The organism is Lentzea alba, assembly GCF_011067745.1.
Lineage (GTDB): Bacteria > Actinomycetota > Actinomycetes > Mycobacteriales > Pseudonocardiaceae > Lentzea > Lentzea alba.
Genome location: NZ_JAAMPJ010000010.1, coordinates 38,963 through 64,358, shown reverse-complemented (window position 1 = coordinate 64,358; position 25,396 = coordinate 38,963). Strand labels below are relative to the sequence as shown.

The following is a 25,396-nucleotide window of genomic DNA, read 5'->3' as shown; positions in this document are numbered from 1 at the left end:
TGTCATGGAGTTTTTCCAAGCCATAGCGTCGTACTCGTGACGACCATCAATTCCACCGCGTACAGCCGCGATCTGGGCGACGAACTGCGCCGGATGCGGCAGAGGTTCACCGGTCTGCGGGGCCGCGGCCTGGCCACCCAGCTCGGCTGGGATCCGAGCAAGGTCTCGAACATGGAGCACGGCAAGATCCGGGCGACCGAGATCGACCTCGCGCAGTACCTCGCCGCCTGCGGCAAGGACATCGACTTCATCGAGGACTTCTTCCGCCGCTACCGCAACGCTTTCGACCCCTACCTCGCGCAGACGCCGGACAACCTCCGCACGCTCCTGTTGACCGAGGCGTCGGCCACCAAGATCACGTCCTACGACATCGTCGCGGTCCACAGCCTCCTGCAGACCCCGGCCTACGCCCGCGCGCTGCAGGCCGCGACCCACGAGGACAGCGCGATGGACTGCGACCGCCAGGCGGTCATGCGGCGCCCGGCGAGTCCCGAGTGCGTGTTCTACCTGCACGAGATCGCGCTGCGGATGCGGCTGGGCGGCGTCCAGGTCATGCACGAACAGCACACCAAGCTGCTGGCCCACGCGAACATCGTGCGCATCGTGCCGCTGGAGGCGACCACGGCGGCGTTCCAGTCGAAGTGCACGCTGTTCGAGTTCGAGAAGGCGACCCCGATCGTCTACGCGGAGTCCGGTCACGCCAAGGTGTTCGCCCAGGACGAGGCCGCCGTCGACCGCGCCGAGAAGCTCTTCGACCTGCTGGACTCCGTGGCCCTGGACGAGGAACGGACGCGGCGCAAGCTGACCGAGTACACCAGCCAGCTCGCGCCGGTCCACGCCCTGACGAGCCGTCAGTAGCCGAACACGAGGTCGTAGGCGAGCTGCGGGTCGAACTTGCCGGCGTCCACGTTCGGCGCCTTGCCGCACCGTCCGTCGGAGTCACCCGGCACCTTCACCCACAGCAGCATCTCCGCGCCACCACCGGTCCGGGCCGGCGTGCCGAGCTTGCGCCCGCCGGGGTTGCACCACTCCCCGTTGTGCCCGTTGCCGTTGCGGCTCGTGTCGATGACGTACGGCTTGGTGTAGCCGGGCAGCGAACCGCTGACCGAGTTGCCGTAGGAAGTCGACGCGGCCGTGGTGTGGTAGTTCGACACGTTGATCGAGAACCCGCGGACGTTGCGCACGCCGGCGCTGTCGAGGCGCGCCGCCATGGTGCCCGCGGGCACCCACTGCGCGTTGCCCGCGTCGAGGTAGGCCCACGTGTTGGGCGCCTTGGCCTTGAACTGCTCGGTGGCGTACTTGATCATCGCGGTGCGCTCGGCGATCTTGGCGCTGTCCATGCAGTTGAAGTCCGCCAGCGAGTCCGGCTCGATGACGACGACGGCCGGGCGCGTGCCGATGGCGGAAGCGAAGGAGGAGATCCACGTCCGGTACGCCTCGGGCGTGCCGGCGCCACCGCCGGAGTGCCCGCCGCACGCGTCACGGCTGGGGATGTTGTACGCGACCAGCACGGGCAACTTGGTGCCGGTCTTGTTCACGTAACCGCTGACCGCGGTCTTGATGTCACCGCTCCAGTTGCCGAACCAGCGGGCGATCGGCTTGGTGGAGATGTTCGTCCTGATCGCGGCCTGACGGCCGTCGCCGGCGTGGTCTCGCACCCACACGGCGGGGTTGGAGTCCGGGTCGACGTAGAAGCCGTCGGTCAGGCTGACCGGGCTGGCGGCGTGCGCGGCAGGGGCCGTCGCCACCACGGCCAGGAGGGCCAACGCGAGTGCTCTCATCATGACCAACACACTCGCGCAGTGCGCCTAAGGGGCGGTAAGTCCCGACTGAATCGGCAGCAAGGGGGCCACGATCCGGGCGAACGGACCGCTGCGCACCATCCCGCCGACCGGCCCCGCGAACGGCGCTCCCGCATCCAGGGTGTCCGGCATCCGGGCGTACGCCGCCCACCGGTCGTCCCAGGCCTGGATCACGTCGAGGTGCCCGCCGGGCAGGAACCGGGTCAGGTGCACGCCCGCGACCTGCCCGGTGTTCCCCAGCAGCGGGAGCAGCCGGAAGCCGCCCTCTCGCCGCAACCTCTCGATCAGCTCCGCGCTGTCCATCTCACTGTCACATTCCCGCCTGGGCCGCCAACTCCGTGCTCGCCACGTAGGCCGCCACAGCCGCATCACGTTCGGCAGCCGACCAACGCAGTGGACCCGCGATCAGGTCAGCCACCCGATCCGCCACCGACGCACCGAAGTCCAGGTGCTCCATGGCGATCCGAGTCCGTCGAGCGAGCACGTCCTCCAGCCCCAGCGCACCTTCGTGCGTCACGGCGTACACGATCTCCGCCGCCAGATACCCCGCCACGGGCGTGGCCAGCGAGGAGTCCTGAGCGATCAACGCCAGAAGATCGGACACCGCCGAGCCGTAGCGGCGCAGCAGACGCTCCACAGTGGACGTGGGCAGGCCGGACTCGGCGGCGACTCGAGTCCGGTCCGCCCACAGCTCTTGGTAGCCGACCGCGCCGCACAACGGCAGCCGGGCGGTCAGCGACGGTGCGACGGCACGGCCCAGGCCGGCGACAGCCGCGTTCACGACGTCGGCGGCCATCACGCGGTAGGTCGTGTACTTGCCGCCGGCGATCACGAAGAACCCCGGCTCGAGCTGGGCGACGGCGTGTTCGCGGGAGAGCTTCGCCGTGTCCCCGGAAGCCCCGTCGAGCAACGGCCGCAGACCCGCGTACGTGCCAACGACATCGTCAGCCGAAAGCGGAGACCGCAGCACGGCGTTGACGTGGTCGAGGATGTACGAGATGTCCTCGGGAGTCGCTGAAACGTCCTCGGGCGAACCCGAGTAGGGCGTGTCCGTGGTGCCGATGATCCAGTAGGCACCCCACGGGATCACGAACAGCACGGACTTCTCGGTCTGCGTGATCAGCCCGCCGTCCAGCTGGATCTTCGAACGATCCACCAGCACGTGCACGCCCTTGGACATCCGCACGTGGAACGGCGGTGCGCCCGGCGACAGCGAGTTCAGCGAGTCCGTCCACACACCGGTAGCGCTGATCACCCGACGAGCCCGCACCACGTGCGTCACGCCGGACAGCTCGTCGCGCACCGAGGCGCCGGAAACCCGGCCATCACTGCGAAGCAACGACGTGACCCGAGCCCGCGACACCACCGTCGCGCCGTGCTGCGCGGCCGTGCGGACCAGCGTGGCCACCAGCCGTGCGTCGTCCACCTGCGCGTCGTAGTACCGAATCGCGCCGGCGAAGGCGTCGGAATCCAGAGACGGCCCAAGAGATGCCATCTTCCGGCGGGACAAGTGCCGGTGCATCGGCACGGCACCGGCGCCGCCGATCGAGTCGTACAGCAGCACGCCCGCGCCGACGTAGGCACGCTCCCACTGCTTCTTCAACGGGAAGAGGAACGGCACCGGCCGCACCAGGTGCGGTGCGAGCCGGCGCAACAAGAGCCCGCGTTCCTTCAAAGCTTCCCGGACCAGCTTGAACTCCAGCTGCTCCAGGTACCGCAGCCCGCCGTGGACGAGCTTGCTGGACCGGCTCGACGTGCCCGCCGCCCAGTCTTCGGCCTCGACGAGCGCGACGGAGAGGCCGCGGGACGCCGCGTCGAGCGCAGCGCCCGCACCGACCACACCACCTCCGACGACGAGAACGTCGAACTCCGTGCTGTCCAAGGTCTCCAGGGACCGAGCACGCCGAGCCGGATCCAGCCTCGCGAACAACTTCTTCAGCTCCTCAGAAGGAAATCAGCGGACGTCGGAGTCGACCCAGTCGAACGACTTGGTGACGGCCTTCTTCCAGTTGCGGTACTCGCGCTCGCGCTCGTCGGCCGCCAGCTCGGGCGTCCAGCGCTTGTCCTCGGCCCAGTTCGCGCGCAGCTCGTCCAGCGACGACCAGTAGCCGACCGCGAGACCGGCGGCGTACGCGGCACCCAGCGCGGTCGTCTCGGCAACGACGGGACGCACGACCGGCACGTCGAGAACATCGGCCTGGAACTGCATGAGCAGCTCGTTCTGGACCATGCCGCCGTCGACCTTCAGCTCGGTCAGCGGCACACCGGAGTCGGCGTTCATCGCGTCCAGGACCTCGCGGGTCTGGAACGCCGTCGCCTCCAGCACGGCGCGGGCCAGGTGGCCCTTGTTCACGAACCGGGTCAGGCCGACGACCGCGCCGCGCGCGTCCGCCCGCCAGTACGGGGCGAACAGGCCCGAGAACGCCGGCACGAAGTACGCGCCACCGTTGTCCTCGACCGACCGCGCCAGCGTCTCGATCTCCGGGGCGGAGCCGATGATGCCGAGGTTGTCGCGCAGCCACTGCACCAGCGAGCCGGTGACCGCGATCGAGCCTTCGAGGGCGTAGACCGGGGCCTCGTCGCCGATCTTGTAGCAGACCGTGGTCAGCAGGCCGTTCTTCGAGGCGACCTTCTCGGTACCGGTGTTGAGCAGCATGAAGTTGCCGGTGCCGTAGGTGTTCTTGGCGGTGCCCGGCTCGTAGCAGGCCTGGCCGAACGTCGCCGCCTGCTGGTCGCCGAGGATGCCCGCGATCGGCACGCCCTTGAGCACGCCGCCCGGACCGCCGTTGCCGTAGACCTCGGAGGAGGAACGGATCTCCGGCAGCATGGACACCGGAATGCCCATCTCGCCGGCGATCTCGGCGTCCCACTGCAGCGTGTCGAGGTCCATCAGCATGGTCCGCGACGCGTTGGTGACGTCCGTGGCGTGCACACCGCCGTTGGGGCCGCCGGTGAGGTTCCACAGCGTCCACGTGTCGGTGTTGCCGAACAGCAGGTCGCCCGCCTCGGCGCGCTCACGGGCACCCTCGACGTTGTCGAGGATCCAGCGGATCTTCGGGCCGGAGAAGTAGGTCGCGAGCGGCAGGCCGACCTTCGCCTTGTAGCGCTCGGCACCACCGCCCAGAGCGCCGAGCTCCTCGACGATCGCCTGCGTGCGGGTGTCCTGCCAGACGATCGCGTTGTAGACGGGTTCGCCGGTGTTCTTGTCCCACACCACCGCGGTCTCGCGCTGGTTGGTGATGCCGACGGCGGCGAGGTCACCGGTGTTGAGGTCGGCGGCGGCGAGCGCCTGGCCGATCACGAACCGGGTGTTCTCGGAGATCTCCACCGGGTTGTGCTCGACCCAGCCGGCCCGCGGGAAGATCTGCTCGTGCTCCTTCTGGCCCACGGCGACGATGGAGCCGCTGTGGTCGAAGATGATCGCCCTGGTGCTGGTCGTGCCCTGGTCGACGGCGAGAACGTACTGCGTCATCGAAGTTTGTCCTTTCAGGATGGTCAGAACACGAGCGAGGCGACGACACCGGCGATGGCACCGCCGACGATCGGGCCGACGACCGGGATCCAGGAGTAGCCCCAGTCCGAGTCCTTCTTGCCCACGGCTTCACCGTCGGTGCCCTTGTAGGACAGCGGCAGCAGGGCGTGCGCGATGCGCGGGCCGAGGTCGCGAGCCGGGTTGATCGCGTAGCCGGTGGGGCCACCGAGCGAGGCGCCGATACCGACGACCAGCAGCGCCGCGGCCAGCGGGCCGATCTGGGTCGGGGTCTTGCCGAACGCGAGGATCACGAAGACCAGGACGAACGTGCCGATGACCTCGCACACCAGGTTCCAGGTGTAGCTGCGGATCGCCGGACCGGTGGAGAAGACAGCGAGCTTGAGGCCCTCGTCGGGCGTCTCGTCGAAGTGCGGCTTGTACGCGAGCCAGGCGAGCACGGCACCGAGGAACGCGCCGAGGAACTCACCGGCGAAGTACACGATCGTCGAGCCCGCGCTGACCGGAACACCGGGCGCGTACTCGGCCGCACCGCTGGTCAGAATGCCGACCGTGACGGCCGGGTTGAGGTGCGCGCCCGACTTGTAGGCGACGTACACACCGGCGAAGACGCCGAGGCCCCAGCCGAAGTTGATCAACAGCCAACCGCCGTCGAAGCCCTTCGACTTGGCGAGCAGCACGTTGGCCACCACGCCCGCACCCAGCAACAGCAGGACGCCCGTACCGAGCACCTCGCTGAGGAACACTGACCCGAGACCCACGCTGGCCTCCCAATCGTCTGAGAACGGCTGATCACCCCGTGGTGATTGACGCGGAACGTAATGACCTGCGTCACGCCTGCTCAACGGGCACGTTTCGACAATGTCGACACCCCGTGCCCCCGAAGTTGTGACCGACCGGTCACGCTGCGCGCAGACAAGGCGTTTCAGGCCTGTGTCCAGGGGTGATGACGGCGCTACCTGTTCGACATTGCCGACACGGGTCGTCTGAATTACGTTTCTCGCGTGCCGGGACCCATCCAGTCGATCGAACGCGCCGCAGCCGTGCTGCGGCTACTTGCGCGTGGCTCCGGCCACCACGGTCTCACAGAGATAGCCGACTCGCTCGGTCTCGCGCGTGGCACCGCACACGGGATTCTCCGTACGCTGCAACGGGTCGAGTTCGTCGAACAGGATCAGGCCACCGGCCGCTACCGGCTCGGCGCGGCACTGCTGCACCTCGGTACGTCCTACCTCGACGCGAACGAACTGCGTTCTCGATCGATCAACTGGGCCGACACGCTCGCCGCGCGGTCGGGCCAGGAGGTGCGCATCGGCATGCACCACGACGCCGCCGTGCTCGTCGTGCACCACGTGTTCCGGCCCGACGACTCCGTGCAGACCCTCGGCATCGGCGCGATGCTGCCGTTGCACGCCACCGCGCTCGGCAAGGTGCTGCTCGCTTACGACCCGGACCTGGCGGCGGCCGCACGCCGGCGGGAGCTCACGTCGCTGACCCGCCGGACGATCACCCGCACCCAGGCGTTGGAGAGGGTGCTGACCGAGGTGCGGTCGCAGGGCTGGGCGGGCGAGGCCGAGGAGTACATGCCCGGCGAGGCCAGCATCGCCGCGCCCATCCGGATCCCCGGCGGGCTCGTCGTCGGCGCGATCGGCATCTCCGGTGCGGTGGACCGGCTGTGCGACTCCACCGGACGGCCGCGCGCGACGCTGGTGCGTCAGGTCGTCCAGGCCGCCGAGGCGGTCACCACTTCTCTCGTCGACGAGAACTGAAGGGCTCGGCGTGCAACGGTTTGTGATGGCGATCGACCAGGGGACGACGTCGACGCGCTGCATCGTGTTCGACCAGAACGCCCGACTGGTCGCGGTCGCCCAGCGCGAGCACCGGCAGTACCACCCGCGGCCCGGCTGGGTGGAGCAGGACGCCGTGGAGATCTGGCGCAACGTCGACCGGATCATGCCGCAGGCGTTGCGGCAGGCCGGGATCACCGCCGAGCAGGTGGTGGCGCTGGGCATCACGAACCAGCGCGAGACGTTCGTGGTGTGGGACCGGCACACCGGTGTCCCGGTGGCGCGCGCGATCGTCTGGGAGGACATCCGCACCGAGGAACTCGTGGCGGAACTGGAGAAGAAGCCCGGCATCGAGGAGGTCCGCGAACGCTGCGGCCTGCCGCTCGCGAACTACTTCTCGGCGCCGTCGCTGCGCTGGCAGCTCGACAACGTGGCCGGGTTGCGGGAGAAGGCCGAACGCGGCGACGTCCTGTTCGGCACGATGGACACCTGGCTGATCTGGAACCTCACCGGCGGGGTCAACGGCGGCCTGCACGTCACCGACGTGACCAACGCGTCGCGGACCATGCTGATGAACCTCGGCACCCGGCAGTGGGATCCGATGCTGCTGGACTTCTTCGGCGTGCCCGCGTCGATGCTGCCGGAGATCCGGCCGTCGTCCGAGATCCACGGCAGGACCACGCGGGTGGTGCCGGGCATCTCGATCACGGCCGCGCTGGGCGACCAGCACGCGGCGTTGTTCGGGCAGACGTGCTTCGAGAAGGGGTCGATCAAGGGCACGTACGGCACCGGCGGGTTCCTGTTGATGAACACCGGCAACGAGCTCGTGCGGTCGAAGCACGGGTTGCTGACGACGATCGGCTACCAGATCGGCGCGGAGCCCACCTACGCGTTGGAGGGCTCGATCGCGGTCGCGGGGTCGCTGGTGCAGTGGTTCCGCGACAACCTCGGGCTGATCCACAGCGCGCCGGAGATCGAGACGTTGGCGCGCACGGTGAAGGACAACGGCGGCTGCTACATCGTGCCCGCGTTCTCCGGGTTGTTCGCGCCGCACTGGCTCGCGCAGGCGCGCGGGCTCGTCGTCGGGCTCACGTCGTACATCAACAAGGGCCACCTCGCGCGAGCCGTGCTGGAGGCGACCGGGTGGCAGACCCGGGAGGTCGTCGACGCGATGAACGCCGACCTCGGGGCGCCGACGCCGGTGTTGAAGGTGGACGGCGGGATGACCGCCGACCACCTGTTGATGCAGTTCATCGCGGACGTGCTGGACATCCCGGTGGTGCGGCCGCTGGTGGCGGAGACCGTGTCGCTGGGCGCCGCCTACGCCGCGGGGCTCGCCTCCGGCTACTGGCCGGACCTGGAGGGGTTGCGCCGCAACTGGCACCTGGCCGCGCGGTGGAACCCCGCCATGGACGCCCACCACCGCGAAAACGAATACGCCAACTGGAAGCGAGCTGTAGAACTGACCTTCGCCTGGGCCCGCTCCACCCCGTCCACTTAGAACGATGAAGGGACCCTTCATCCACGTGAGGTGGATGAAGGGTCCCTTCATCGTCAACGGGAGCGCTGTTTGCGGACCCAGGCGGCCACGTCGTCGGCCTCGATGGGCAAGGCGTCCGAGAGGATGTCCGCGCCGGTCGAGGTGACGACGAGGTCGTCCTCGATGCGCACGCCGATGCCGCGCAGCTCCGGCGGCAGCGTCTCGTCGTTGGGGTGGAAGTACAGGCCGGGCTCGACGGTCAGCGCCATGCCGCGTTCCAGGATGCCCTGCTGGTAGGCCTCCTGGCGGGCGTCGGCGCAGTCGTGCACGTCCAGGCCGAGGAAGTGTCCGGTGCCGCAGACGATGTAGCGCCGGTGGTGCTGGCCGCTCGGGTCGAGGGCCTTGTCGACGCTGACGGGCAGCAGGCCCCAGTCGTGCAGACCCTCCGCGAGCACCCGCATGGCGGTGTGGTGGAAGGCGCTGTAGTCGTTGCCGGGCCGCACTTCCGCCAACGCGGCCACGTGCGAGGCGTGCACCAGGTCGTACACCTGGCGCTGGGCCGCGCTGAACTCGCCGCTGACCGGGAACGTGCGGGTGACGTCCGCGGTGTAGAGGCTGTTCATCTCGACACCGGCGTCGAGCAACAGCAGGTCGGCCTCGTTCACGCGGCCGTCGCAGCGGGTCCAGTGCAGGACCGGGGCGTGCGGGCCGGCGGCGACGATCGAGGTGTAGCCGGGGCCGTTGCCCTCGGTGCGGGCCCGGCGGTCGAACGTGCCCTGCAGCCACCGCTCTCCCCCGCCGCGCACGGCCTGGCCGAGCTCCATGGCGACGTCGGCGAACCCCTTGACGGACGCGTCGACGGCCTGGCGCAGCTGGTCGATCTCCCAGTCGTCCTTGATCCGGCGCAGCTCGGCCAGCACGGTGCGCAGCTCGTCGCTGTGGCTGCCGGTGAGGGCGTCCAGCAGCGGGTCGAGACCCTTGGCGGCGAGCGTCTCGGGGTGACGGCCGCGCAGGGCGTGCGCGAGGTCTTCGAGCGGGCGAGCCGTGATGCCGAGGGCGTCGCCCCACTCCTTCGGCCCGGCCGCGGCGCCGATCCAGAACGGACTGCGGTCGGCGTCGCCGAAGAAGTCGACGCTGTGGTTCTCCGACGGCACCGGCACGAACAGCGTGGTGTCCTCGTCGGACATCACCAGCACCGCGCCCTCGACCTGGCAGCCGGTCAGCCACACGAAGTCGCTGTCCGCGCGGAACTCGTGGAACGTGTCGTTCGACCGGACGTGCGCCCGTCCCGCGGCCAGCGCGATCCGCTTGCCGGGAAGCGCCTGGGCGAGCCTCGCGCGGTGGGCCGCGGCCGCCTCGGCGGTGCCGGCCGGGAGGTCGATGGCGCTGTCCCACTCGCCCCAGCCGTCACGGATGTAGGTGCGGAAACCGTCCGCGTCCACCAGTTTCGCCATGTCGCGGCGTGTCCGAGCCAATTCCGGTCCCTTCGAGAACGTCCTTTCTGCCCAGCCTCCCGTCTCTCGGAGGGGTCCCGCCAATCCGGAACGGGGATAGCCTCAGCCTATGGAACTGGAGATCCGGCACCTGCGCGCGATCTGCGCCATCGGCGACGCGGGCAGCCTCTCGCGCGCGGCGACGCAGCTCGGCATCTCCCAGCCGTCGCTCACCACCCTGCTGCAACGCGTCGAGCGGCTGGTCGGCGGCAGGCTGTTCGACCGCGGCCGCGCCGGTGCCCTTCCTACCGCGCTGGGCACGCAGATGCTGCAGCGGGCCCGGTTGTTGCTGGTGGAGCTGGAGGCGTTCGGGTCGGACATGGCCGGCCGGGACGGACCGGTCCGGCTCGGCTCGGTGCACATGGAGTGCGTGGCACCGCTGTACGCCCGGCTCGAAGAGGTGCTCGACGACGTGACGCTGGCGGTCGACCCGTCGTCGACCGGCCTGGCGCTGGCCCTGGCGAACGGGCACCTGGACGCGGCGGTGATCGCGGTCGACGAGGAACAGGACCTTGGCCTGCCGCGCGGCGTGGCGCAGCGGATCGTCGTGCCCTGGGTGCCGGTCTACATCGCACTGCCCGCCACGCACCCGCTGGCCGCGCAGCCCGAGGTGCGGCTGGCCGACCTGGCCGGGGAGGCGTGGGTCGGCCCGCCGGGCGCCGAGGACGGCTCGCTGACGGCGTTGCGCGCGGCCTGCCGGGCGGTCGGGTACGTGCCGCGCATCCGGTTCGAGATGCCGAGCGGCGCCGGCCGGCAGCTGATCGCGGCGGGCAAGGCGGTGCAGCTGGTCGAACCGACGTCGCAGGGCGGTCCGGGGGTGGCGGTCCGGCCGCTGGCGGGCGCGCCGATGCGGATGCGGCTGGTGTTCGCGTGGCGCCGGGAACGGCTGACCTGGGAGCAGACCAACCGCGTGTTCGCCGCGATCGTCGACGCCTACGCCGCGCAGGCGCTGGCGAGCCCGTCGTTCCGGCCGTGGTGGGAGGCGAACCAGCCGGTTCGCGCCTGACCCCCGCCGCCATCGGGAAATCCGATGTATCTGGCGGCGGCGCCACCCACCCGTGTCGATCGTGAGGACTCCCGTCACCCGGTTGGCCCCCAAGGCCTTGCCCTGCTCGGGCGACACGGCCACCATCCAGGTGCGGCGGCGAGTCACGGTTGGTTCGGAGGGGAAACCACATGACGATCTACTGGCCAGAAACACCGTACGCCGCCGATTCGGGGGACGACGACGGGCTCACGTTCGACGTACCGGACGAGGTGCTGCGACGGCATGGCGCACGCCTGCTGGAGCCCTCGACCGCCGCGAACTCCGCGGCCGGACCGGCGCTGCGGCCGACCGCCTACGCCGCGTCCGTGCTGCTGATCCCGAAAGCGGAGCTGACCTCGCGGAACAACGAGACCCTGAACAGCGTCCTCGCGCCGCTCGGGATGCAGGTTCCGGACTTCACCGGTGGCCGGGACGACCTGCCCACGTTGCCGGAGCTGCCGGAAGACATGGAGGACGTGCCCGTCGTGCTGCGGCCGGTCGGGCAGCCCGCCGACGTCGACGCGTGGACCGCGCTGCAGGCCGTCCGCGCGGCGGACCCGGATCTCGCGAGCGTGATCTCGCTCGACCACCTCATGTTCGCGTCCCGGTGGAGCGGGGACCTCACCGGCGTTCCGGGTGCCATCCAGGGCTTCGTGCCGACCGGTCCGGGCACGGGGGTCTCCGGCTACCTGGACGGCCCCGTCGCGGTGGAACTCCCGCCGATCGACAACACGGGCACGCTCGCCCTGGGCCGGCGGGCGGTGGTCGCGGTGCTCGACACCGGGATCGGCCAGAACACCTGGCTGAAGATCCCGAAGCTGGACACCAAAGAGCGCGACATCTCCAAGTGGGACACCGGGCCGCACGTGAAGGTGGACGCGAAGATCCAGAAGGCCGTCGAGGACGCGGGCCTGTTCCTGCGGCTGCAAGGCCACCGCGTCGAGGTCATCACGCACCCCAAGGACGAGCCGTTGTCCAGGAACCCGCTGATCGGAACGCAGGCGTGGTGCTTCGGGCACGGCCTGTTCTGCGCGGGCATCGTCGCGCAGATCGCGCCCAAGGCGACGGTGCTGGCCGTCCGCGTCATGGGCAGCGACGGTGTCGCCAGGGAGAGCGCCGTCGTGGCCGCGCTGAAGGCGATCGTCGAACGGGTCGAGGAAGCGCAGAGCACCGGCGACATGACGAAGATGGTCGACGTCGTCTCGCTGTCGATGGGCTACCTGTTCGAGCGTCCCCCGGCGGACGAGCAGAGCAACCGCGTCGCCGTGCAGATCAAGGCGCTGCGCCGGCTCGGGGTGCTCGTGGTGGCCGCGGCGGGCAACTCGGCCTCGTCGCAGCGGTTCTTCCCCGCGTGCCTGTCCACCGTCAGCAACGGGCTGACCACGCCTCCGGTCATCTCCGTCGGAGCGCTCAACCCCAACGGCAGCAAGGCGTTGTTCACGAACGAGGGCTTGTCGGTGACGTGCTACGCCACCGGCACGAACGTGGTCAGCACGTTCCCCCAGGACGCCAACGCGAGCCGCCAGCCGACGGTGCAGGTGGGCACGGACAACCGGAAGGACCTGCCGCAGTACCGGCAGTCGCCGGACGTGGACGACCACACGCTCAGCCCGTTCGCGGTCTGGACCGGCAGTTCGTTCTCGGCACCGCACGTCGCCGCGCACCTCGCGAACGCCCTGCGCGTCATGCCGTCGACGCAGGCCACGACCAAGGCGGAGCAGGCGAGTGAACGCGCGGCGGACGCGGTCGCCGCGGTCATCAAAGCGGCGCAGCCACCGGCTCCGTGAACGTCGACGATCGCACCTTCGCGAGCGCCGCGGCCTTGTTCGCCGCGGCCCGCGATGGCGATCGTCAAGCGTTCCAGGACCTCGTCGCGGCGCTGAGCCCGATGCTGTGGCACGTGGCCAGATCACAGGGCCTCGACCGGGAGACCAGCCAGGACGTCGTGCAGACGGCCTGGCTTTCTCTTGTGCGCGACCTGCGGCAGATCCGCAACCCGGTCGCCCTCGCCGGCTGGTTGATCACCACCACCAAACGCGAGTGCTGGCGGGTGCGGGACCGCCGCCGCGCCGAGGTCGTCACGGCGGACGAGCTGGACCGCCCCGATCCCGCGCCCGGCCCGGAGGAGCTGGCCGGGCTCGACGACCAGAAGCGCCGGTTGTGGGACGCGGTCGCACGGCTCGACCAGCGGTGCCGGGAACTGCTGCGGTACGTGGCTTTCGTTCCGCGGCCCGACTACGCGATGATCGCGGAGGCGCTCGGCATGAAGCACGGCAGCGTCGGCCCTACGCGCGCGAGGTGTCTCGACAAGCTGCACGGCCAGCTGCGCGGAGGCACGTCATGACCTCGCCGTTCGACCCCGACGATCTGCGCGTCCTCGACGAGTTGCGGGACCTGCACACCGCGCTCGACCCGATGCCGCCCGAACTCGTCGCGTGCGCTCAGTTCGCCGTGGACCTGGACGCGGACTTCGACATCGCGCGGATCGGGCCCGCCGAGGATCTCACCGGGGTGCGGGGAGAGCCCGCCCGGCAGGTCACGTTCGAGTGCGGCGACGAGGTCGCGTTGATGGTGCAGCTCCAGGTCCACGACGACGGGCACGTGCGGATCGACGGCTGGCTCACCCCACCCGGCAGCATTCTGGAACTGCGCACCGCGACGAGCACGACTCCGGTGGAAACGTCGGCCGGCGGCCGCTTCGTCGTCGACGACCTCGGCCACGGCCTCGTCCAGTTCGTCGTCCGCACCCAGGACGCCACCGTCGTCACCCCCGCGATCGTCCTATGAGGACGGTGGACGAGGACCGCGTGCGGCGGATGCGCGAGGAGGGTTCGCTGCTGACCAACAGCGGCAGACCCGGCGCGGGGGCGCGGAAGCTGCGTGCCGCGCTGCGGTTGCTGGGCTGGTCGCCGGAGATGTGCCCCGAGTCGCTGCCTCACCGGGTGCTCACCTCGCACGTGTTGATCAGCCTGGGACTCGCCGAGGCCGAGCTGGGCGACACCGCCCGCGGTCTCGCGACACTGGACGCCGCCGACCGCGTGGTCACCGACCACGACCGTCCGATCCTGTGGCAGCAACGCGCCCTGGTGCTGCACCGCGCGGGCCGGGTGACCGAGGCGCTGCGGCTGCTCGACGCCGCCGTGCCGCGACTCGCCCGCGCCGGGGAACCGTTCCCGCTCACCTCCGCACTGCTCACGAGGGTCGCGATCGGCATGGGGGTCGGGCGGACCGGCAGAGCGCGTGAGGACCTGAGGGTGTGCGAGGAGATCGCGGCACGAGAGGGGTTCGCGCTCACCTCGGCCAAGGTGGCGCACGACCTCGGCTACTGCGCCGTGCTCGACGGCGACATCCCGGCGGCGCTGCGGTCGTTCGAACAGGCGGCCGCCGGGTACGCGGAGCACGGCCCCGGCTACCTGCCGGTGCTGGGCATGGACAAGGCTCGCGCGCTGCTGTCGGCGGGTCTGGCCGCGGAGGCCGGCCGGGAACTGGACGCGGCCTTCGCGATGTTCACGACCGACCGGTTCAGCGTCGACTACGCCTGGGCCGAGCTGACCCGCGCCCAGGCCGCGCTCGCGACCGGGCAGCCGGACGTCGCCCGGACCTGGGCGGTGCGCGCCGGCCGCCGGTTCCGCCGCCACGGCGACCACGCGTGGGCTGCCATCGCCGATCTCACCGCGATGCGGGCGCGCCTCGCGACCGGCCGGTCCGCGGTGCGGCTCGCCGCGCGGTGCGGGGAGCTGGCGGTCCGGCTGCGCGCGCTCGGCCTCGAACACGACGCGGAACTCGCGGATCTGCTCGCCGCCCGTGCCCTGCTCGACGCCGGACGCCCGGTCACGGTCGTGGCCGGGCGGGGCGGGCCGGTGGAGGTCCGGGTGTTGCGCCGGCTGGTCCGGGCCGGGCAGCTGGCCCCCGGCCCCGCGTTGCGCGAGCTGCGTTCGGGACTCGACCTGCTGCAGGCCCAGCGCAGCCGGTGGGGCAGCACCGAACTGCGGGCCGCGCTCGCCACCACCGGTGCCGATCTCGCGGTGCGAGGCCTCGACGTGGCGCTGGCCAGCGGATCGCCCCGGCTGGTGTTCTCGTGGACCGAACGCTGCCGGGCCCAGTCGTTCCGGCTCACCCCCGTGCGGCCGCCCGCCGACCCGGTCGTGCGGGAGGCGCTGGCCGAGCTCCGGCAGCTGCGCCACAACCTGCGCGAAGCCCAGGTGCGCGGGCAGCGCGACCCGGCGACGCGAGCGCGGTGCGCTGATCTCGAACGGCTCATCCAGCAGCGGACCTGGCAGTGGGAGGGCGACGGCGCGGCACGGCGCGTGGTCAGCGTGAGTGCGGTCCAGGCGCAGCTCGCCGAGGCGGACCAGGTGATGGTCAGCTTCTTCGACCGCGCCGGCCACCTCTTCGCGCTGGTCGCCGACCGGAGCCGGCTGCGGCTCGTCCCGCTCGGCGGCACCGGCGCGGTCGTCGAGACGGTCGTCCGGCTGCTCAACGACCTCGACGTGATGTGCGGCAGGCGGTTGCCGGCCCGGCTCGAAGCGGCCGTGGCGGCGTCGATCGACGACAACGTGCAGTCGCTCAGCGCCGCCGTCGTGGCGCCGCTGCGCGGTCTTCTCGGTGATCGGGACGTCGTGATCGTGCCGACGAAGCACCTCAGCGCCCTGCCGTGGGGGCTGTTGCCGGAGTTCCGCGGCCGGCCGGTGACGGTGGCGTTGTCGGCGTCGACGTGGTCGTTCGGCAGACAGGCCGCCCGCGCACCGAGGCGTGGGGGTGCGCTGCTCGCGAGCGGGCCCCGGTTGCACCACGCGGAGAAGGAGATCATCGGGATCGGGGCGATCCACCCGGCGGCGCGCTGTCTCACCCGCGACACCGCGACCGTCGAGGCCGTGCTGGAGGCCCTCGACGGCGTGGACGTCGCGCACCTGGTCGCGCACGGCCACCACGAACCGGACAACGTGCTGTTCTCGTGCCTGGACCTGGCCGACGGCCCGTTGATGGCCTACGACCTGGCCCGGTTGAAGGTCGCGCCCCGCCACGTCGTGCTGTCCGCCTGCGACGTCGGGCAGGCCACCGTGCGGGCCGGTGACGAGGCGCTCGGCTTCACCGCGGCGTTGCTGCACTCCGGCACGAGCAGCGTGATCGCCAGCGTCGCCCGCGTGCCGGACGACCTGGTGGTGGACGTCATGAGCGTCTACCACCGCGCGCTGACGGCGGGGGCGGCACCGGCCAGGGCGCTGGCCGACGCCTCCCCCGCCGCGAGCCGGATCCCGTTGGTCTGCTTCGGCGCGGGCTGAGCGTCAGCTGACCTCGGTGAGCCAGCCGTACCAGTCGGCGTCGTACCGGGTGCCGATCATGCGGGTGAGGTGGTCCCGCGCTCCAGCCCAGTCACCGACGCGGTAGTCCGCCAGCACCGCCGCGACGTCCTCCGGGTGTTTCTCGACCAGGTATCGCACGGCCAGATAACCCCAGTTGTAGACGCGTTTGGTGTCGTGGTCGTAGGTCGTGTCGAAGAGCGCGCTCAACGCGTAGGTCTGCTTCTTCGCTTCCGCCAGCGCATCGGTGTAGACCTCGTTGCGGTACGTGTACGAGAGGTACTCCGCGAAGCCCTCGACCCACCACACGGTCGGCGTGGTCATGTTCTCCTCGAAGTCGCCGTGCAGGTCGAACCGGCCGTCGAGGTAGTGGGTGTACTCGTGGTTGAGGTTCCAGATCGCGAACGCCGGCAGCCAGTCGGCCTCGTGCGCGATGAACCGCGCCTGGTTCAGCGCGGGGTCGCCTTCCAGGTACATGCCGCCGTTGTTGGTGTCGATGTCGAACAGCACCCCGGCGTACGCCCGGTAGTCGTTGCTGGTGTTGAACACGACGACCTCGAGCGAGGTGTTGTTGTCTCCGGCAACGGGTCCGGGATCGTTCGCCACGCGGTGGAACGCGGCGTCCTGACCCGCCAGCGACGCGCAGGTCTGGCGGAGCTGGGTCCGCGTCAGCTGCTGGGCCCTGATGCGCAGGGTCGAGCTGCAGGTGTGCCGGACCGTGAGCACCCGGCGGTCGATCGTCGCGCGGAAGTCGCAGGTGCGGTAACGGCGGCAGTTCGCCTTGTCGTACCAGTCGACCATCTCGGCGACGCCCACCCACAACGGTGCCAGCCGTCCGACGACGTCACCGCGTGACGCCAGGTCGGCGAGCAACGGGCGGATCGTCGCCGCGATGTCCTTGTGCTGCAGGAATCTGCCGAGTTCGCGGGTCGCGTTGTGGACCAGGTACTGACGATCGGTGCCGAACAGGGCCAGGTTCCGCACCACGAACCGGCGCAGCGCCCGCAGGATCTCGGGCTCGGTCCGCACCGCGGCCAGGAACTCGGGGTGGCTGTGACCGTAGTAGAGCATGATCATGCCGGCGTGCACGGTGGCGTCGTCGGCGCTGGTGTAGTTGTCCAGCACATGCGTCAACGCACGCAGTTCGGCCGGGTAGTCGGCCACCGCCGCGTAGATCGTCGACAGGGGTGTCGCGTGGTGCAGGTTCCGCGCGACTTCGGGTGGCAGCAACGGGCTGGTGGGCGTGCCGGGTGAAGCCTGGGCCGTGGCGGGAACCAGCAGTCCTGTTACGAGAGCCAGAACCAGTGCGGCTAATCGCATCGAGTCCTCCGCAGGGGTGATGTGAGGTGCTCAGGAGCGTCACACCAGCCGAGGGCCCGGGATCATCCCTTCCGCTCATAGCTCGCTGCTATGGACTCATCGGTTTCCGGGCTTCGTCGGTTCGGCGTACAACAGGTGCCGCACGTGGGCGTCCCCCTCGGCCAGCGCACGTGCGGCCGCCTGGTTCTGCTGGTCCACGACCGTGCCGCGCTCGATGTGCTGCCTCAGATGTTCCTGCCAGGTCGCCACCGTGAAGGTCTCCAGGAACGTCCCGGGCTTCTCGGTGTCCCGGAACAGCCCCCACATCGTGGCGCCCGTGCGCCTTCTGGCCCGCCCAACGCGTTGCATCGCGTCGATGAACGCGGCCTCGTTCTCCGCGGCCACCGGCCACTCGACCGTCACCAGCACCGGCCCGGCCTCGGTGTCGTCGAGTTCCGGCGGCGCGTCCCAGTAGGTCGCCGGGCTGATGTCGAGCGAACGGTCCAGCAACGGCAACCACTTCGTCGCCACCAGCACGCCCACCGCCATCGCGACCGCGGGCACGATCATGGCCACCCTGAGGTCGTACGCGTCCGCGAGCGCACCCCACACCACCGCGCCCAACGCCTGCCCACCCATGAGAATCAGCTGGTAGTAGGCAAGCGCACGAGCACGAGTCCACGACGGCAGCAGCACCTGCGCGGTGGCGTTGAACGTGGACAGCGTGGCAATCCAGCAAGCCCCCGTCAGCAGCATCGCCACGATCACCAACGCGAAGTTCTCCGTCAGCACGGCCGTGCTCGTGGCCGCCGCGTAGAGCCACGTCGCGAACAGCACCATCCGGTTCTTGCTCATGCGCTGCAACAGTTTCGGCACCACGAACGCGCCACCGATCGCCCCGGCCCCCACGCTGCCGAGCAACACGCCGTACCCGCTGGCGTCGAGCTTCAACGGCCCACGCGCGATGGCCGGCAGCAGCGCCCACAACCCGCTGCCGAACACGATGAACAGCAACAACCGCGTCAACACCCGCCGAAACAACGGCGAACTGGCCACGTACCGCGCCCCGGTCCGAACCGCCGTGGTGACGTGCTCCGCCCCAAGTGGACGATTGTCCGACGGCCTCTTCCAGCGCGCCAGCACGATCAGCACCCCGAGGAACGACACCGTGTTGAACGCGAACGTCGCCTCCGACCCGGCCAGCGCGATCAGCAACCCGCCGAGCGCCGGTCCGATGGCGCGGCCGACGTTCATGTTGACACCGTTGAGAAGCGCGGCCTGCGGAATCTCCTCCCGCGACACCAGCTCCGGCTGAATGGCCTGGAACGACGGCATCGACAGCGCCTGCCCGATCGCCATCAGCGCGAGCAGCCCGAGCAGACTCGACGGCGTGGCCCTCTCCGTCCCCGCGAGCAACACCAACCCCGCGGCACCGGCCAGCATCAGAGCCTGGCCGGAGATCAGCACGTGCCGCCGGTCAAGGATGTCGCCGAGCGCTCCCGACGGCACCACCAGCAGGAACACCGGCAGCGTGGTGGCCGTCTGGACGAGCGCGACCTGCAGCGCGGAACCGCCGAGGTCACCCATGAGCCACTGGGCACCGACGGTCTGGGCCCAGGTGCCGACGTTGGAGGCGAACTGGGCGAGCCACAGTGCCCGGAAGGCACTGCGGCGCAGGGGAGCCCACGCGGAGACTGTCACCGTTCGATCTTCACATCCCCACCCGACCCGTGCCGAACTGTCGGTCCCACTCTCTAGAATCGAATTTGGGGGTACCCGGCCAGCGTCGTGTGTGTGGTGTGCACGCACGGCACACACGGTGAGTAATTCCTAACTGATCAGCGCGGTCGTAGGCGATCAGAGCATCGAGTTCGCGTCTAGCATTACCGGGCCGGGTCGTTTCATCGCCGCTTCGCGACGATTGCGATTGGGGCTTGACTTCGGAGCCCTTGCGAGGCGCATATCGGCCTTCAAAAGCAGTGCTGATAGAGCGCCCGGCCGATCCGAACACGGTAGCACCTCGCACCCAAAGCCAAGCCCCAATCGCGCGATGGTCGCCTTATCGCCGCTTGGCCAGCGGTTCACTCTATCGTGGTCGCCTTTAGGCGTTATCCCGTCGTGATCTTGAGGTAAAGTAGAACACGTGATCGAAACCCAACTCCTCCCCACCGACGAGCTGCTCCGCAGATTCGTCAACAAGGTGACGGAAATCCGGGTTCACGAGAATGACGCCTTGCAGATGATCGCCGAATTGGAACGGCGCGGAGCTGCAAGCGAGCTGGGGTACAAGAATTTGCCGCAGGTGTTGCGGCACGCGGTCCGCTGGGATCCCGCGACGGCCAAGAAATGGGTCGCCAATGCCGGGTTGCTGGGCCGCGAGATCACGCCGACCGGCAGTGAGCTCGCGGCCGAGCTTCCGGTGACCGCCGAGGCGGTGGCCGAGGGTGCGTTGTCGGTCGAGCACGTCGCGGTGGTGGCCGAGGTCATGAAGGCGCTGCCCGCCGAGGCCGAAGACTCCGTCGTGGGCTTCGCTCGGGAGCATGAGCCCAGTGCGGTGCGGGCGTTCGGCATGGAACTGGCCTATCGGCTCTACCAGGACGATCCGGAGCCGCGTGAGCCCGAGCCCGTGCCGCAGGTCAATCAGCATGTGATGCAGTGGAAGAACGGCATGCTGGAGATCAAGGCCCTGCTGGACACGGTCACCGGTGCCAAGTACCAGGCGCTGCTCGATCCGCTGGCGAAGCCGCGCCCGGAGACCGTCGAGGACGGTCCCGACCTGCGGTCACGTGCCGTGCGTGAAGGCGACGCGCTGGCTGAGTTGGTCGACCTGATGCTGCGCGCCGACCAGCTGCCCGAGCACGGCGGCGAACCGGTCACCCTCACCGTGACGATGCGCTACGACGACCTCGCCAAGCGGGTCGGTCAGGCGACGCTGGACAACGGCGAACGCGTCCCGGCCGAACAGGTCCGTCAGCTGGCGTGCAGCGCGGGCATCATCCCGCTGCTGCTGGGGGCGAAGTCCCAGCCGATGAACATCGGCCGCAAGACCCGCACCTTCACCGCCGGAATCCGCCGCACCCTCGTCGCCCGCGACCGCGGCTGCGCATTCCCCGGCTGCGGCAGACCACCCAGACAATGCGACGGCCACCATATTCGCCACTGGTCAGACGGCGGCGACACCTCCGTCGACAACGCCGTCCTCCTCTGCCGACATCACCACACGCTCATCCACCAAAGCGAATGGGACGTGACAATGGAGCACGGCATCCCCACCTTCTACGCGCCACGCTGGATGGGCGAGTATCGCAAGCCCCGGAGAAATCTTCTCCATGCCGCCGGCTGATCGCACGGGAAAGCCGTGGCGAAGCGAAGCGAGCCGTCTTCCTCTATATCGCGCCGGACAAGCGGTCATAAGGCGACCACCGCTCGATTGGGGCTTGACTTTGGGTGCGAGGTGCTACCGTGTTCGGATCGGCCGGGCGCTCTATCAGCCCGGCTTTTACAGGCCGATAAGCACCTCGCAAGGGCCCCGAAGTCAAGCCCCAATCGCAATCGTCGCGCAGCGGCGATGAAATGACCCGGCTCGTCAGGACATTGCGCCTAGCGGCCCTCAGGCCGCCGCAACGTAGGCACCAGCGCAAGTGCCGGCAGCAACAGCAGCGGCACCACCAACAGCGCGCGCAGCACCCCCACCTGGTCCCCCAGCAGGCCGACCAGCGGCGGACCGGCGAGAAACGCGGTGTAGCCGATGACCGCGACGACGCTCACCCGAGCCGCCGCGTGTGCCGGGTCGTCCGCCGCGGCGCTCATGCCGACCGGGAAGCCCAGCGCGGTGCCCAGCCCCCACACGGCCACGCCCGCCACCGCCACGACCGGGGACCCGCCGAACACCGCCAGCACCACCCCGGCGGCGGCCAGCAGCATGGTGATCATCAGCACCGGCGCCCGGCCCCACCGGTCCAGCGCGATCGTGCCGAAGATCCGGCCGAACGTCATCGTCGTGACGAACACGCCGAACACCACCGCGCCCGTCGCCGGGTCGAACTCGTGCCCGTCGATGAACGCCACCGCCACCCAGTCGTTCGCGGTGCCCTCGGTGAACGCCAGCACCAGCACCAGCAACCCGATCAGCAACGTGCGAGGTTCCCGCCACGCCGCCATGACCCCGCTGCCGCGACCGTGCTCCGCGTCACCTCCGAACCGGTACGTCCGCGCCGCCATCAAGGTGCCGGCCGCGACCACGACCGCCACCGCGGCCAGGTGCGCGGTCACCGGCAGGACCGCCCACGCCACCAGGGACGCTAGTCCGGCGGCGGCCACCGTGCCGAGGCTCCACATGGCGTGAAAGCGCGGCATCACGGTCCGTCCGAGCGCGCGCTCCACCTCGGCCGCCTCGACGTTCATCCCCACGTCACAGGTACCCGATCCGTAGCCCAGCACGAAGATCCCGATCGCCGTCAGCGCCACCGACGGGAACGCGCCGATCCCGACACCCGCCAGCGCGAGACCCGCCGCGACCACCACCGCCGACACGCACACCGTGCGCCGGGGCCCGAGCCGATGCGTGACCTCCCCCGCCGTGAGCATCGCCAGGAACGCGCCCAGGGACATCGACAACAGCAACAGCCCCAACGCACCCGCGGACAGGCCGAGTGCGTCCCGGGCCGCGGGTACGCGGGCGAACCAGGTCGCCACGGCGACGCCGTTGAGCCCGAAGGTGACCGCCACCCCCGCCGCGGCGGCCCGGACTTCCCTGCGCGACACCGTGACCGTCATTCTGTCCCCTTTCTCGATACACAAAGTACATACCCCACACGTGGAAGCGCTTCCACGGCAATACTGAGGAGATGAGGGGACAACGCAGCGCGACACTGGACGACGTGGCACGGGCCGCTGGCGTGTCACGGGCCACCGCCTCCCGGGTGGTGACCGGTCAGGGCCCGGCATCAGCGAGGGCGCGGGACCGGGTCGCCACGGCCGTGGCCGAGCTCGGCTACGTTCCGGACGCCGCGGCCCGCGCACTGGCCTCCCGCAGCGGCACCCGCCTCGCCATCGCCGTCATCGGCCGCACCGCCGCCGTGCTCGGCGATCCCTACGTCGGCCGCGTCCTGACCACGGCCGCGCACATCGCCGCCGAACGCGAAGTCGGTGTCTCACTGCACTGGGTGCCTCTGAACGCCCCGGTCACACTCGCCGGGCTGGCCGGCAGCCGCGGGCTCGGCGGGCTGGTGGTGGTCAACCCGACGCGACCGGCCCTGGAGACCGTGCCACGAGCCCTGCGCGGGCGGGTCGCCGCGATCGGGGTGGGCACGCGCGACGTGCCGTCGTTCGACGTGGACAACCGCACCGGCACCGACGGGGTCGTACGCCACCTGGTGAGCACCGGGCGGCGCAGGATCGCGATGGTCACCGGCCCGTCCTGGCTGCCGTGCGGCGACCGCGCCGTCGAGGCCTACCGGCGGGTCATGCAGGACTGCGGCAGCGAGACCAGGGTCGTTGCCGGTGACTTCACCGCGGCCCGCGGTGTCACGGCGGCGGCCGAGATCATGAGCCGCTGGCCGGACACCGACGCGGTGTTCGCCCTCAGCGACCTCACCGCACTCGGTGTCCTCGACGGACTGCACGCGCTCGGCGTTCAGGTGCCCGCGGACGTGGCGGTCGCCGGGTTCGACGACATCGCGTTCGCGTGCCTCAGCCGTCCGGCGCTCACGACGTCCACGCACCCGGTGGAGGAGATCGCCGCGGCGGCGGCGAGAGCCGTGCTCGACCACGACGGCCGCGACCCGGTGACGTTCTTCCCTTCCAGGCTCGTCGTGCGCGAAAGCGCCTAAACGACCGTGACGGGATGCTTGACCACGGCCCCGAACAGGTAGCCCTGCGTGTTGTACGGCGCCTCGTCCGGCTGGTCGTCGGCCCGCACCCGCAACACGTGCGATCCCGGCGTCGCCTGCCAGGGGATCCGCCACCGGGTCCACCCTCCACGCGACACCGGCGTGGCCAGACGCCACGTGCGCCCGTCGGTGGAGACCGAAACCCGCCGCACCCCACCAGGAGCCCACGAACGTCCGGTCAGCACCTGGCGTCCCGCCGGAACAGTCGCGTCCCAGCCGAGTTCGAACGCGCTCTTGGCCACCTGCGTGGTCACCAGCGTCCCGTCCGCCGGATAGTCGGGCCCGAGCAGCCGGTAGTACTGCGTGTCCCAAGGAGAGTGCAGCGGCGCCTCGGAGACCTCCAGCGACCCCAGCCACTTGATGCTCGCGATCCCGACCCACCCCGGCACCACAAGCCGGGCCGGAAACCCGTGGTCGGCCGGCAGGTCCTCACCGTTCATCTCGTAAGCGACCAGCACGTCGTCCAAAGCTTTGGCGACGGGCAAGGGCCGCCGCACCCTGCCGAGGTTCACCCCACCGGTCACGTACTCGGCGTCCAGCCCGGCGGGCATGACGTCCAGAGCCGACCGCCGGATCCCGGCCAGCCGCAACAACACCGACAACGGCACCCCACGCCACCGCGCGTTGCCGACGGCGCCGAGCGTCCACGGTGTACCGGTCACGCTCTGCCCTTGCTGCGACACGAAGAAGCTCCGCCCGTTGCCGGCGCACTCGATCACCGCCTCGACCGAGCACGACGGCAACGCCCGCAAGTCGCGCAGTGACAACGACAACGGCCGCGAGACGCCGGAACCGAAGATTCGGAGCCGCCACGAATCAGCGTCCAGCACGGGCGTCGAAGTGTGGTTGCGCACGAAGAACTTCGACACCGGCACGAGCGAGCCGACGTCGCGCAGCGCCTCCCAGCGCGTCTCGGCGTTGGTGCCGTGCACGATGAAGTCAGTGGCGGGCAACGGCTTCACGATCGCAGGAGCAGCTGACGCCACAGCACGCGACGGTAGCACCGTGAGCCCTGCCGCGATCAGGACACCGCGCCGAGAGATCATGCGTTTCACGCTAGCGACCCACCGCAAGGGGCCATCCCGCAGAACGGGAAACCTGCCCCGGCCCCGCCGTCTTCCACCTCAGACGGGGCCGGTCGTCATCCGCGCGTGTTGAAGGCCGTTCAGGCCTCGGCCGTCGGCGCGGCGGTCTCGCCAGTGGTCGTGTCAGCGGTCTTCGCGGCGACCTCCCGCAGGGTCGCGGCGATCAGCCGCATGGACGAGGAGGCGCCGGGGTTGAGCAGCACGTCCACGCCTTCGTCCGGCAGCACGCCGACCAGCTGCCCGAGGTTGACCTCCGCCCACGCCTCGACGTCCTGCAGGCCCTCGACCTCGGCGATGCGCCGGCTGTGCGCCGGTGCGGTCGCGGCGATCACACAAGGCACGTCGTCAGGTGACATCACCACCACGGGCGTGTTCTCGGCGTTCACCGCCAGCCCGAAGACCGACTCGGCCATGACGTCGAGCAGCTGGTCGGGCTCGGACTCGCCGCGGACGACCAGTCGCAGCACGGCGTCCACCGGGTCCGTCGGCGAGTCCGGCGTCGTCGGCTCGTACGAGGGGTTCGCGTGGAATCGGCTGGTCACGCCGCTCTCCTCGACGAACCAGCCGCCGAGCACCGCCTCCAGCGGTGGCTTCTCCGGATCGGCGCCCTCGCTCTTCTCGGCGGCCTCGGCCTGCCAGGACGGATCGATCAGGAACACCCACTGGTCACCCTCGAGACGAACCGGAGTCTCCTCCTCCGTCGAGACCGGGGTCTCCTTCGTCGAGGCGGTCTTCGCCATCA

Annotated in this window: 21 protein-coding genes; 10 read left to right on the top strand and 11 right to left on the bottom strand. The window is 70.2% G+C overall.

Annotated elements, in window-relative coordinates:
* Positions 1-36: 36 nt before the first annotated feature.
* Positions 37-858, top strand: a complete 822-nt coding sequence (locus G7043_RS31525) for a helix-turn-helix domain-containing protein (RefSeq protein ID WP_166051897.1) — start codon at positions 37-39, stop codon at positions 856-858.
* Here G7043_RS31525 and G7043_RS31520 read toward each other — a convergent pair.
* Genes G7043_RS31520 through G7043_RS31500 form a run of 5 tightly spaced genes read right to left on the bottom strand, consistent with a single transcriptional unit; the run spans position 852 to position 6,053 of the window.
* Positions 852-1,784 carry a glycoside hydrolase family 6 protein gene (locus G7043_RS31520; protein WP_207311998.1) on the bottom strand — a complete coding sequence of 311 codons (933 nt, stop codon included), beginning with the start codon at positions 1,782-1,784 and terminating at the stop codon, positions 852-854. The two genes, G7043_RS31525 and G7043_RS31520, sit on opposite strands and share 7 nt — an antisense overlap.
* 24 nt (positions 1,785-1,808) lie before the next feature.
* On the bottom strand, positions 1,809-2,105 hold the full coding sequence (locus G7043_RS31515) for a hypothetical protein (RefSeq protein WP_166051893.1): 297 nt from the start codon (positions 2,103-2,105) through the stop codon (positions 1,809-1,811).
* Positions 2,106-2,112: 7 nt separating this feature from the next.
* Positions 2,113-3,732 (bottom strand): glycerol-3-phosphate dehydrogenase, encoded by a 1,620-nt coding sequence (gene glpD / locus G7043_RS31510; RefSeq protein WP_166051890.1) that lies wholly within the window; start codon positions 3,730-3,732, stop codon positions 2,113-2,115.
* Positions 3,733-3,756: 24 nt separating this feature from the next.
* A complete protein-coding gene (gene glpK, locus G7043_RS31505) occupies positions 3,757-5,274 on the bottom strand; it encodes a glycerol kinase GlpK (RefSeq protein ID WP_166051888.1) in 1,518 nt (505 codons plus the stop codon).
* Between the two features lie 23 nt (positions 5,275-5,297).
* On the bottom strand, positions 5,298-6,053 hold the full coding sequence (locus G7043_RS31500; protein ID WP_166051886.1) for an MIP/aquaporin family protein: 756 nt from the start codon (positions 6,051-6,053) through the stop codon (positions 5,298-5,300).
* 243 nt (positions 6,054-6,296) lie between these two features.
* Between G7043_RS31500 and G7043_RS31495 the strand changes: the two genes are divergently transcribed.
* Positions 6,297-7,061: an IclR family transcriptional regulator gene (locus G7043_RS31495; RefSeq protein ID WP_166051884.1), complete on the top strand. Its 765-nt coding sequence runs from the start codon at positions 6,297-6,299 to the stop codon at positions 7,059-7,061.
* Between the two features lie 25 nt (positions 7,062-7,086).
* Positions 7,087-8,580, top strand: coding sequence for a glycerol kinase GlpK (gene glpK / locus G7043_RS31490; protein WP_166052439.1), 1,494 nt, complete (start codon positions 7,087-7,089; stop codon positions 8,578-8,580).
* Between the two features lie 53 nt (positions 8,581-8,633).
* Here the strand turns inward: glpK (G7043_RS31490) and G7043_RS31485 are convergent, their stop codons facing one another.
* Positions 8,634-10,013: an aminopeptidase P family protein gene (locus tag G7043_RS31485; protein WP_166052437.1), complete on the bottom strand. Its 1,380-nt coding sequence runs from the start codon at positions 10,011-10,013 to the stop codon at positions 8,634-8,636.
* 109 nt (positions 10,014-10,122) lie between these two features.
* Between G7043_RS31485 and G7043_RS31480 the strand changes: the two genes are divergently transcribed.
* The 5 genes from G7043_RS31480 (at position 10,123) to G7043_RS31460 (ending at position 16,361) form a co-directional block, all read left to right on the top strand.
* A complete protein-coding gene (locus G7043_RS31480) occupies positions 10,123-11,058 on the top strand; it encodes a LysR family transcriptional regulator (protein ID WP_166051882.1) in 936 nt (311 codons plus the stop codon).
* Between the two features lie 170 nt (positions 11,059-11,228).
* Positions 11,229-12,866: a S8 family peptidase gene (locus G7043_RS31475; RefSeq protein WP_166051880.1), complete on the top strand. Its 1,638-nt coding sequence runs from the start codon at positions 11,229-11,231 to the stop codon at positions 12,864-12,866.
* Entirely contained in the window at positions 12,863-13,423 is a 561-nt protein-coding gene (locus G7043_RS31470) for an RNA polymerase sigma factor (RefSeq protein WP_313888171.1), read from the top strand. Before G7043_RS31475 ends, G7043_RS31470 begins: the two co-directional genes overlap by 4 nt.
* Positions 13,420-13,866: a hypothetical protein gene (locus tag G7043_RS31465; RefSeq protein ID WP_166051878.1), complete on the top strand. Its 447-nt coding sequence runs from the start codon at positions 13,420-13,422 to the stop codon at positions 13,864-13,866. The genes G7043_RS31470 and G7043_RS31465 overlap by 4 nt, the downstream gene beginning before the upstream one ends.
* On the top strand, positions 13,863-16,361 hold the full coding sequence (locus G7043_RS31460; protein WP_166051876.1) for a CHAT domain-containing protein: 2,499 nt from the start codon (positions 13,863-13,865) through the stop codon (positions 16,359-16,361). The genes G7043_RS31465 and G7043_RS31460 overlap by 4 nt, the downstream gene beginning before the upstream one ends.
* Before the next feature lie 3 nt (positions 16,362-16,364).
* On the opposite strand, the gene G7043_RS31455 is transcribed toward G7043_RS31460, so the two are convergent.
* Entirely contained in the window at positions 16,365-17,699 is a 1,335-nt protein-coding gene (locus tag G7043_RS31455) for a collagenase (protein ID WP_166051875.1), read from the bottom strand.
* A gap of 96 nt (positions 17,700-17,795) precedes the next feature.
* On the bottom strand, positions 17,796-19,379 hold the full coding sequence (locus G7043_RS31450; RefSeq protein WP_166051873.1) for an MFS transporter: 1,584 nt from the start codon (positions 19,377-19,379) through the stop codon (positions 17,796-17,798).
* A 442-nt stretch (positions 19,380-19,821) separates the two neighbouring features.
* Between G7043_RS31450 and G7043_RS31445 the strand changes: the two genes are divergently transcribed.
* Entirely contained in the window at positions 19,822-21,021 is a 1,200-nt protein-coding gene (locus G7043_RS31445) for an HNH endonuclease signature motif containing protein (protein ID WP_166051871.1), read from the top strand.
* 257 nt (positions 21,022-21,278) lie between these two features.
* Here G7043_RS31445 and G7043_RS31440 read toward each other — a convergent pair whose 3' ends face one another.
* Entirely contained in the window at positions 21,279-22,454 is a 1,176-nt protein-coding gene (locus G7043_RS31440) for an MFS transporter (RefSeq protein ID WP_166051869.1), read from the bottom strand.
* A 104-nt stretch (positions 22,455-22,558) separates the two neighbouring features.
* Here G7043_RS31440 and G7043_RS31435 point away from each other — a divergent pair, with 104 nt between their 5' ends.
* On the top strand, positions 22,559-23,509 hold the full coding sequence (locus tag G7043_RS31435) for a LacI family DNA-binding transcriptional regulator (RefSeq protein WP_207311996.1): 951 nt from the start codon (positions 22,559-22,561) through the stop codon (positions 23,507-23,509).
* On the opposite strand, the gene G7043_RS31430 is transcribed toward G7043_RS31435, so the two are convergent.
* Both G7043_RS31430 and G7043_RS31425 read right to left on the bottom strand, forming a co-directional pair.
* Positions 23,506-24,615 carry a sulfite oxidase gene (locus G7043_RS31430; RefSeq protein ID WP_166051865.1) on the bottom strand — a complete coding sequence of 370 codons (1,110 nt, stop codon included), beginning with the start codon at positions 24,613-24,615 and terminating at the stop codon, positions 23,506-23,508. The two genes, G7043_RS31435 and G7043_RS31430, sit on opposite strands and share 4 nt — an antisense overlap.
* A 119-nt stretch (positions 24,616-24,734) precedes the next feature.
* Positions 24,735-25,394, bottom strand: a complete 660-nt coding sequence (locus G7043_RS31425; RefSeq protein ID WP_166051863.1) for a type VII secretion system-associated protein — start codon at positions 25,392-25,394, stop codon at positions 24,735-24,737.
* Between the last annotated feature and the right edge of the window lie 2 nt (positions 25,395-25,396).

Coding starts and splice junctions, on each gene's coding strand:
- G7043_RS31520 (WP_207311998.1), bottom strand. CDS start 1,784: ATGATGAGAGCACTCGCGTTGGCCCTCCTGGCCGTGGTGGCGACGGCC.
- G7043_RS31515 (WP_166051893.1), bottom strand. CDS start 2,105: ATGGACAGCGCGGAGCTGATCGAGAGGTTGCGGCGAGAGGGCGGCTTC.
- glpK (WP_166051888.1), bottom strand. CDS start 5,274: ATGACGCAGTACGTTCTCGCCGTCGACCAGGGCACGACCAGCACCAGG.
- glpK (WP_166052439.1), top strand. CDS start 7,087: ATGGCGATCGACCAGGGGACGACGTCGACGCGCTGCATCGTGTTCGAC.
- G7043_RS31485 (WP_166052437.1), bottom strand. CDS start 10,013: ATGGCGAAACTGGTGGACGCGGACGGTTTCCGCACCTACATCCGTGAC.
- G7043_RS31480 (WP_166051882.1), top strand. CDS start 10,123: ATGGAACTGGAGATCCGGCACCTGCGCGCGATCTGCGCCATCGGCGAC.
- G7043_RS31475 (WP_166051880.1), top strand. CDS start 11,229: ATGACGATCTACTGGCCAGAAACACCGTACGCCGCCGATTCGGGGGAC.
- G7043_RS31465 (WP_166051878.1), top strand. CDS start 13,420: ATGACCTCGCCGTTCGACCCCGACGATCTGCGCGTCCTCGACGAGTTG.
- G7043_RS31460 (WP_166051876.1), top strand. CDS start 13,863: ATGAGGACGGTGGACGAGGACCGCGTGCGGCGGATGCGCGAGGAGGGT.
- G7043_RS31455 (WP_166051875.1), bottom strand. CDS start 17,699: ATGCGATTAGCCGCACTGGTTCTGGCTCTCGTAACAGGACTGCTGGTT.
- G7043_RS31440 (WP_166051869.1), bottom strand. CDS start 22,454: ATGACGGTCACGGTGTCGCGCAGGGAAGTCCGGGCCGCCGCGGCGGGG.
- G7043_RS31430 (WP_166051865.1), bottom strand. CDS start 24,615: ATGATCTCTCGGCGCGGTGTCCTGATCGCGGCAGGGCTCACGGTGCTA.
- G7043_RS31425 (WP_166051863.1), bottom strand. CDS start 25,394: ATGGCGAAGACCGCCTCGACGAAGGAGACCCCGGTCTCGACGGAGGAG.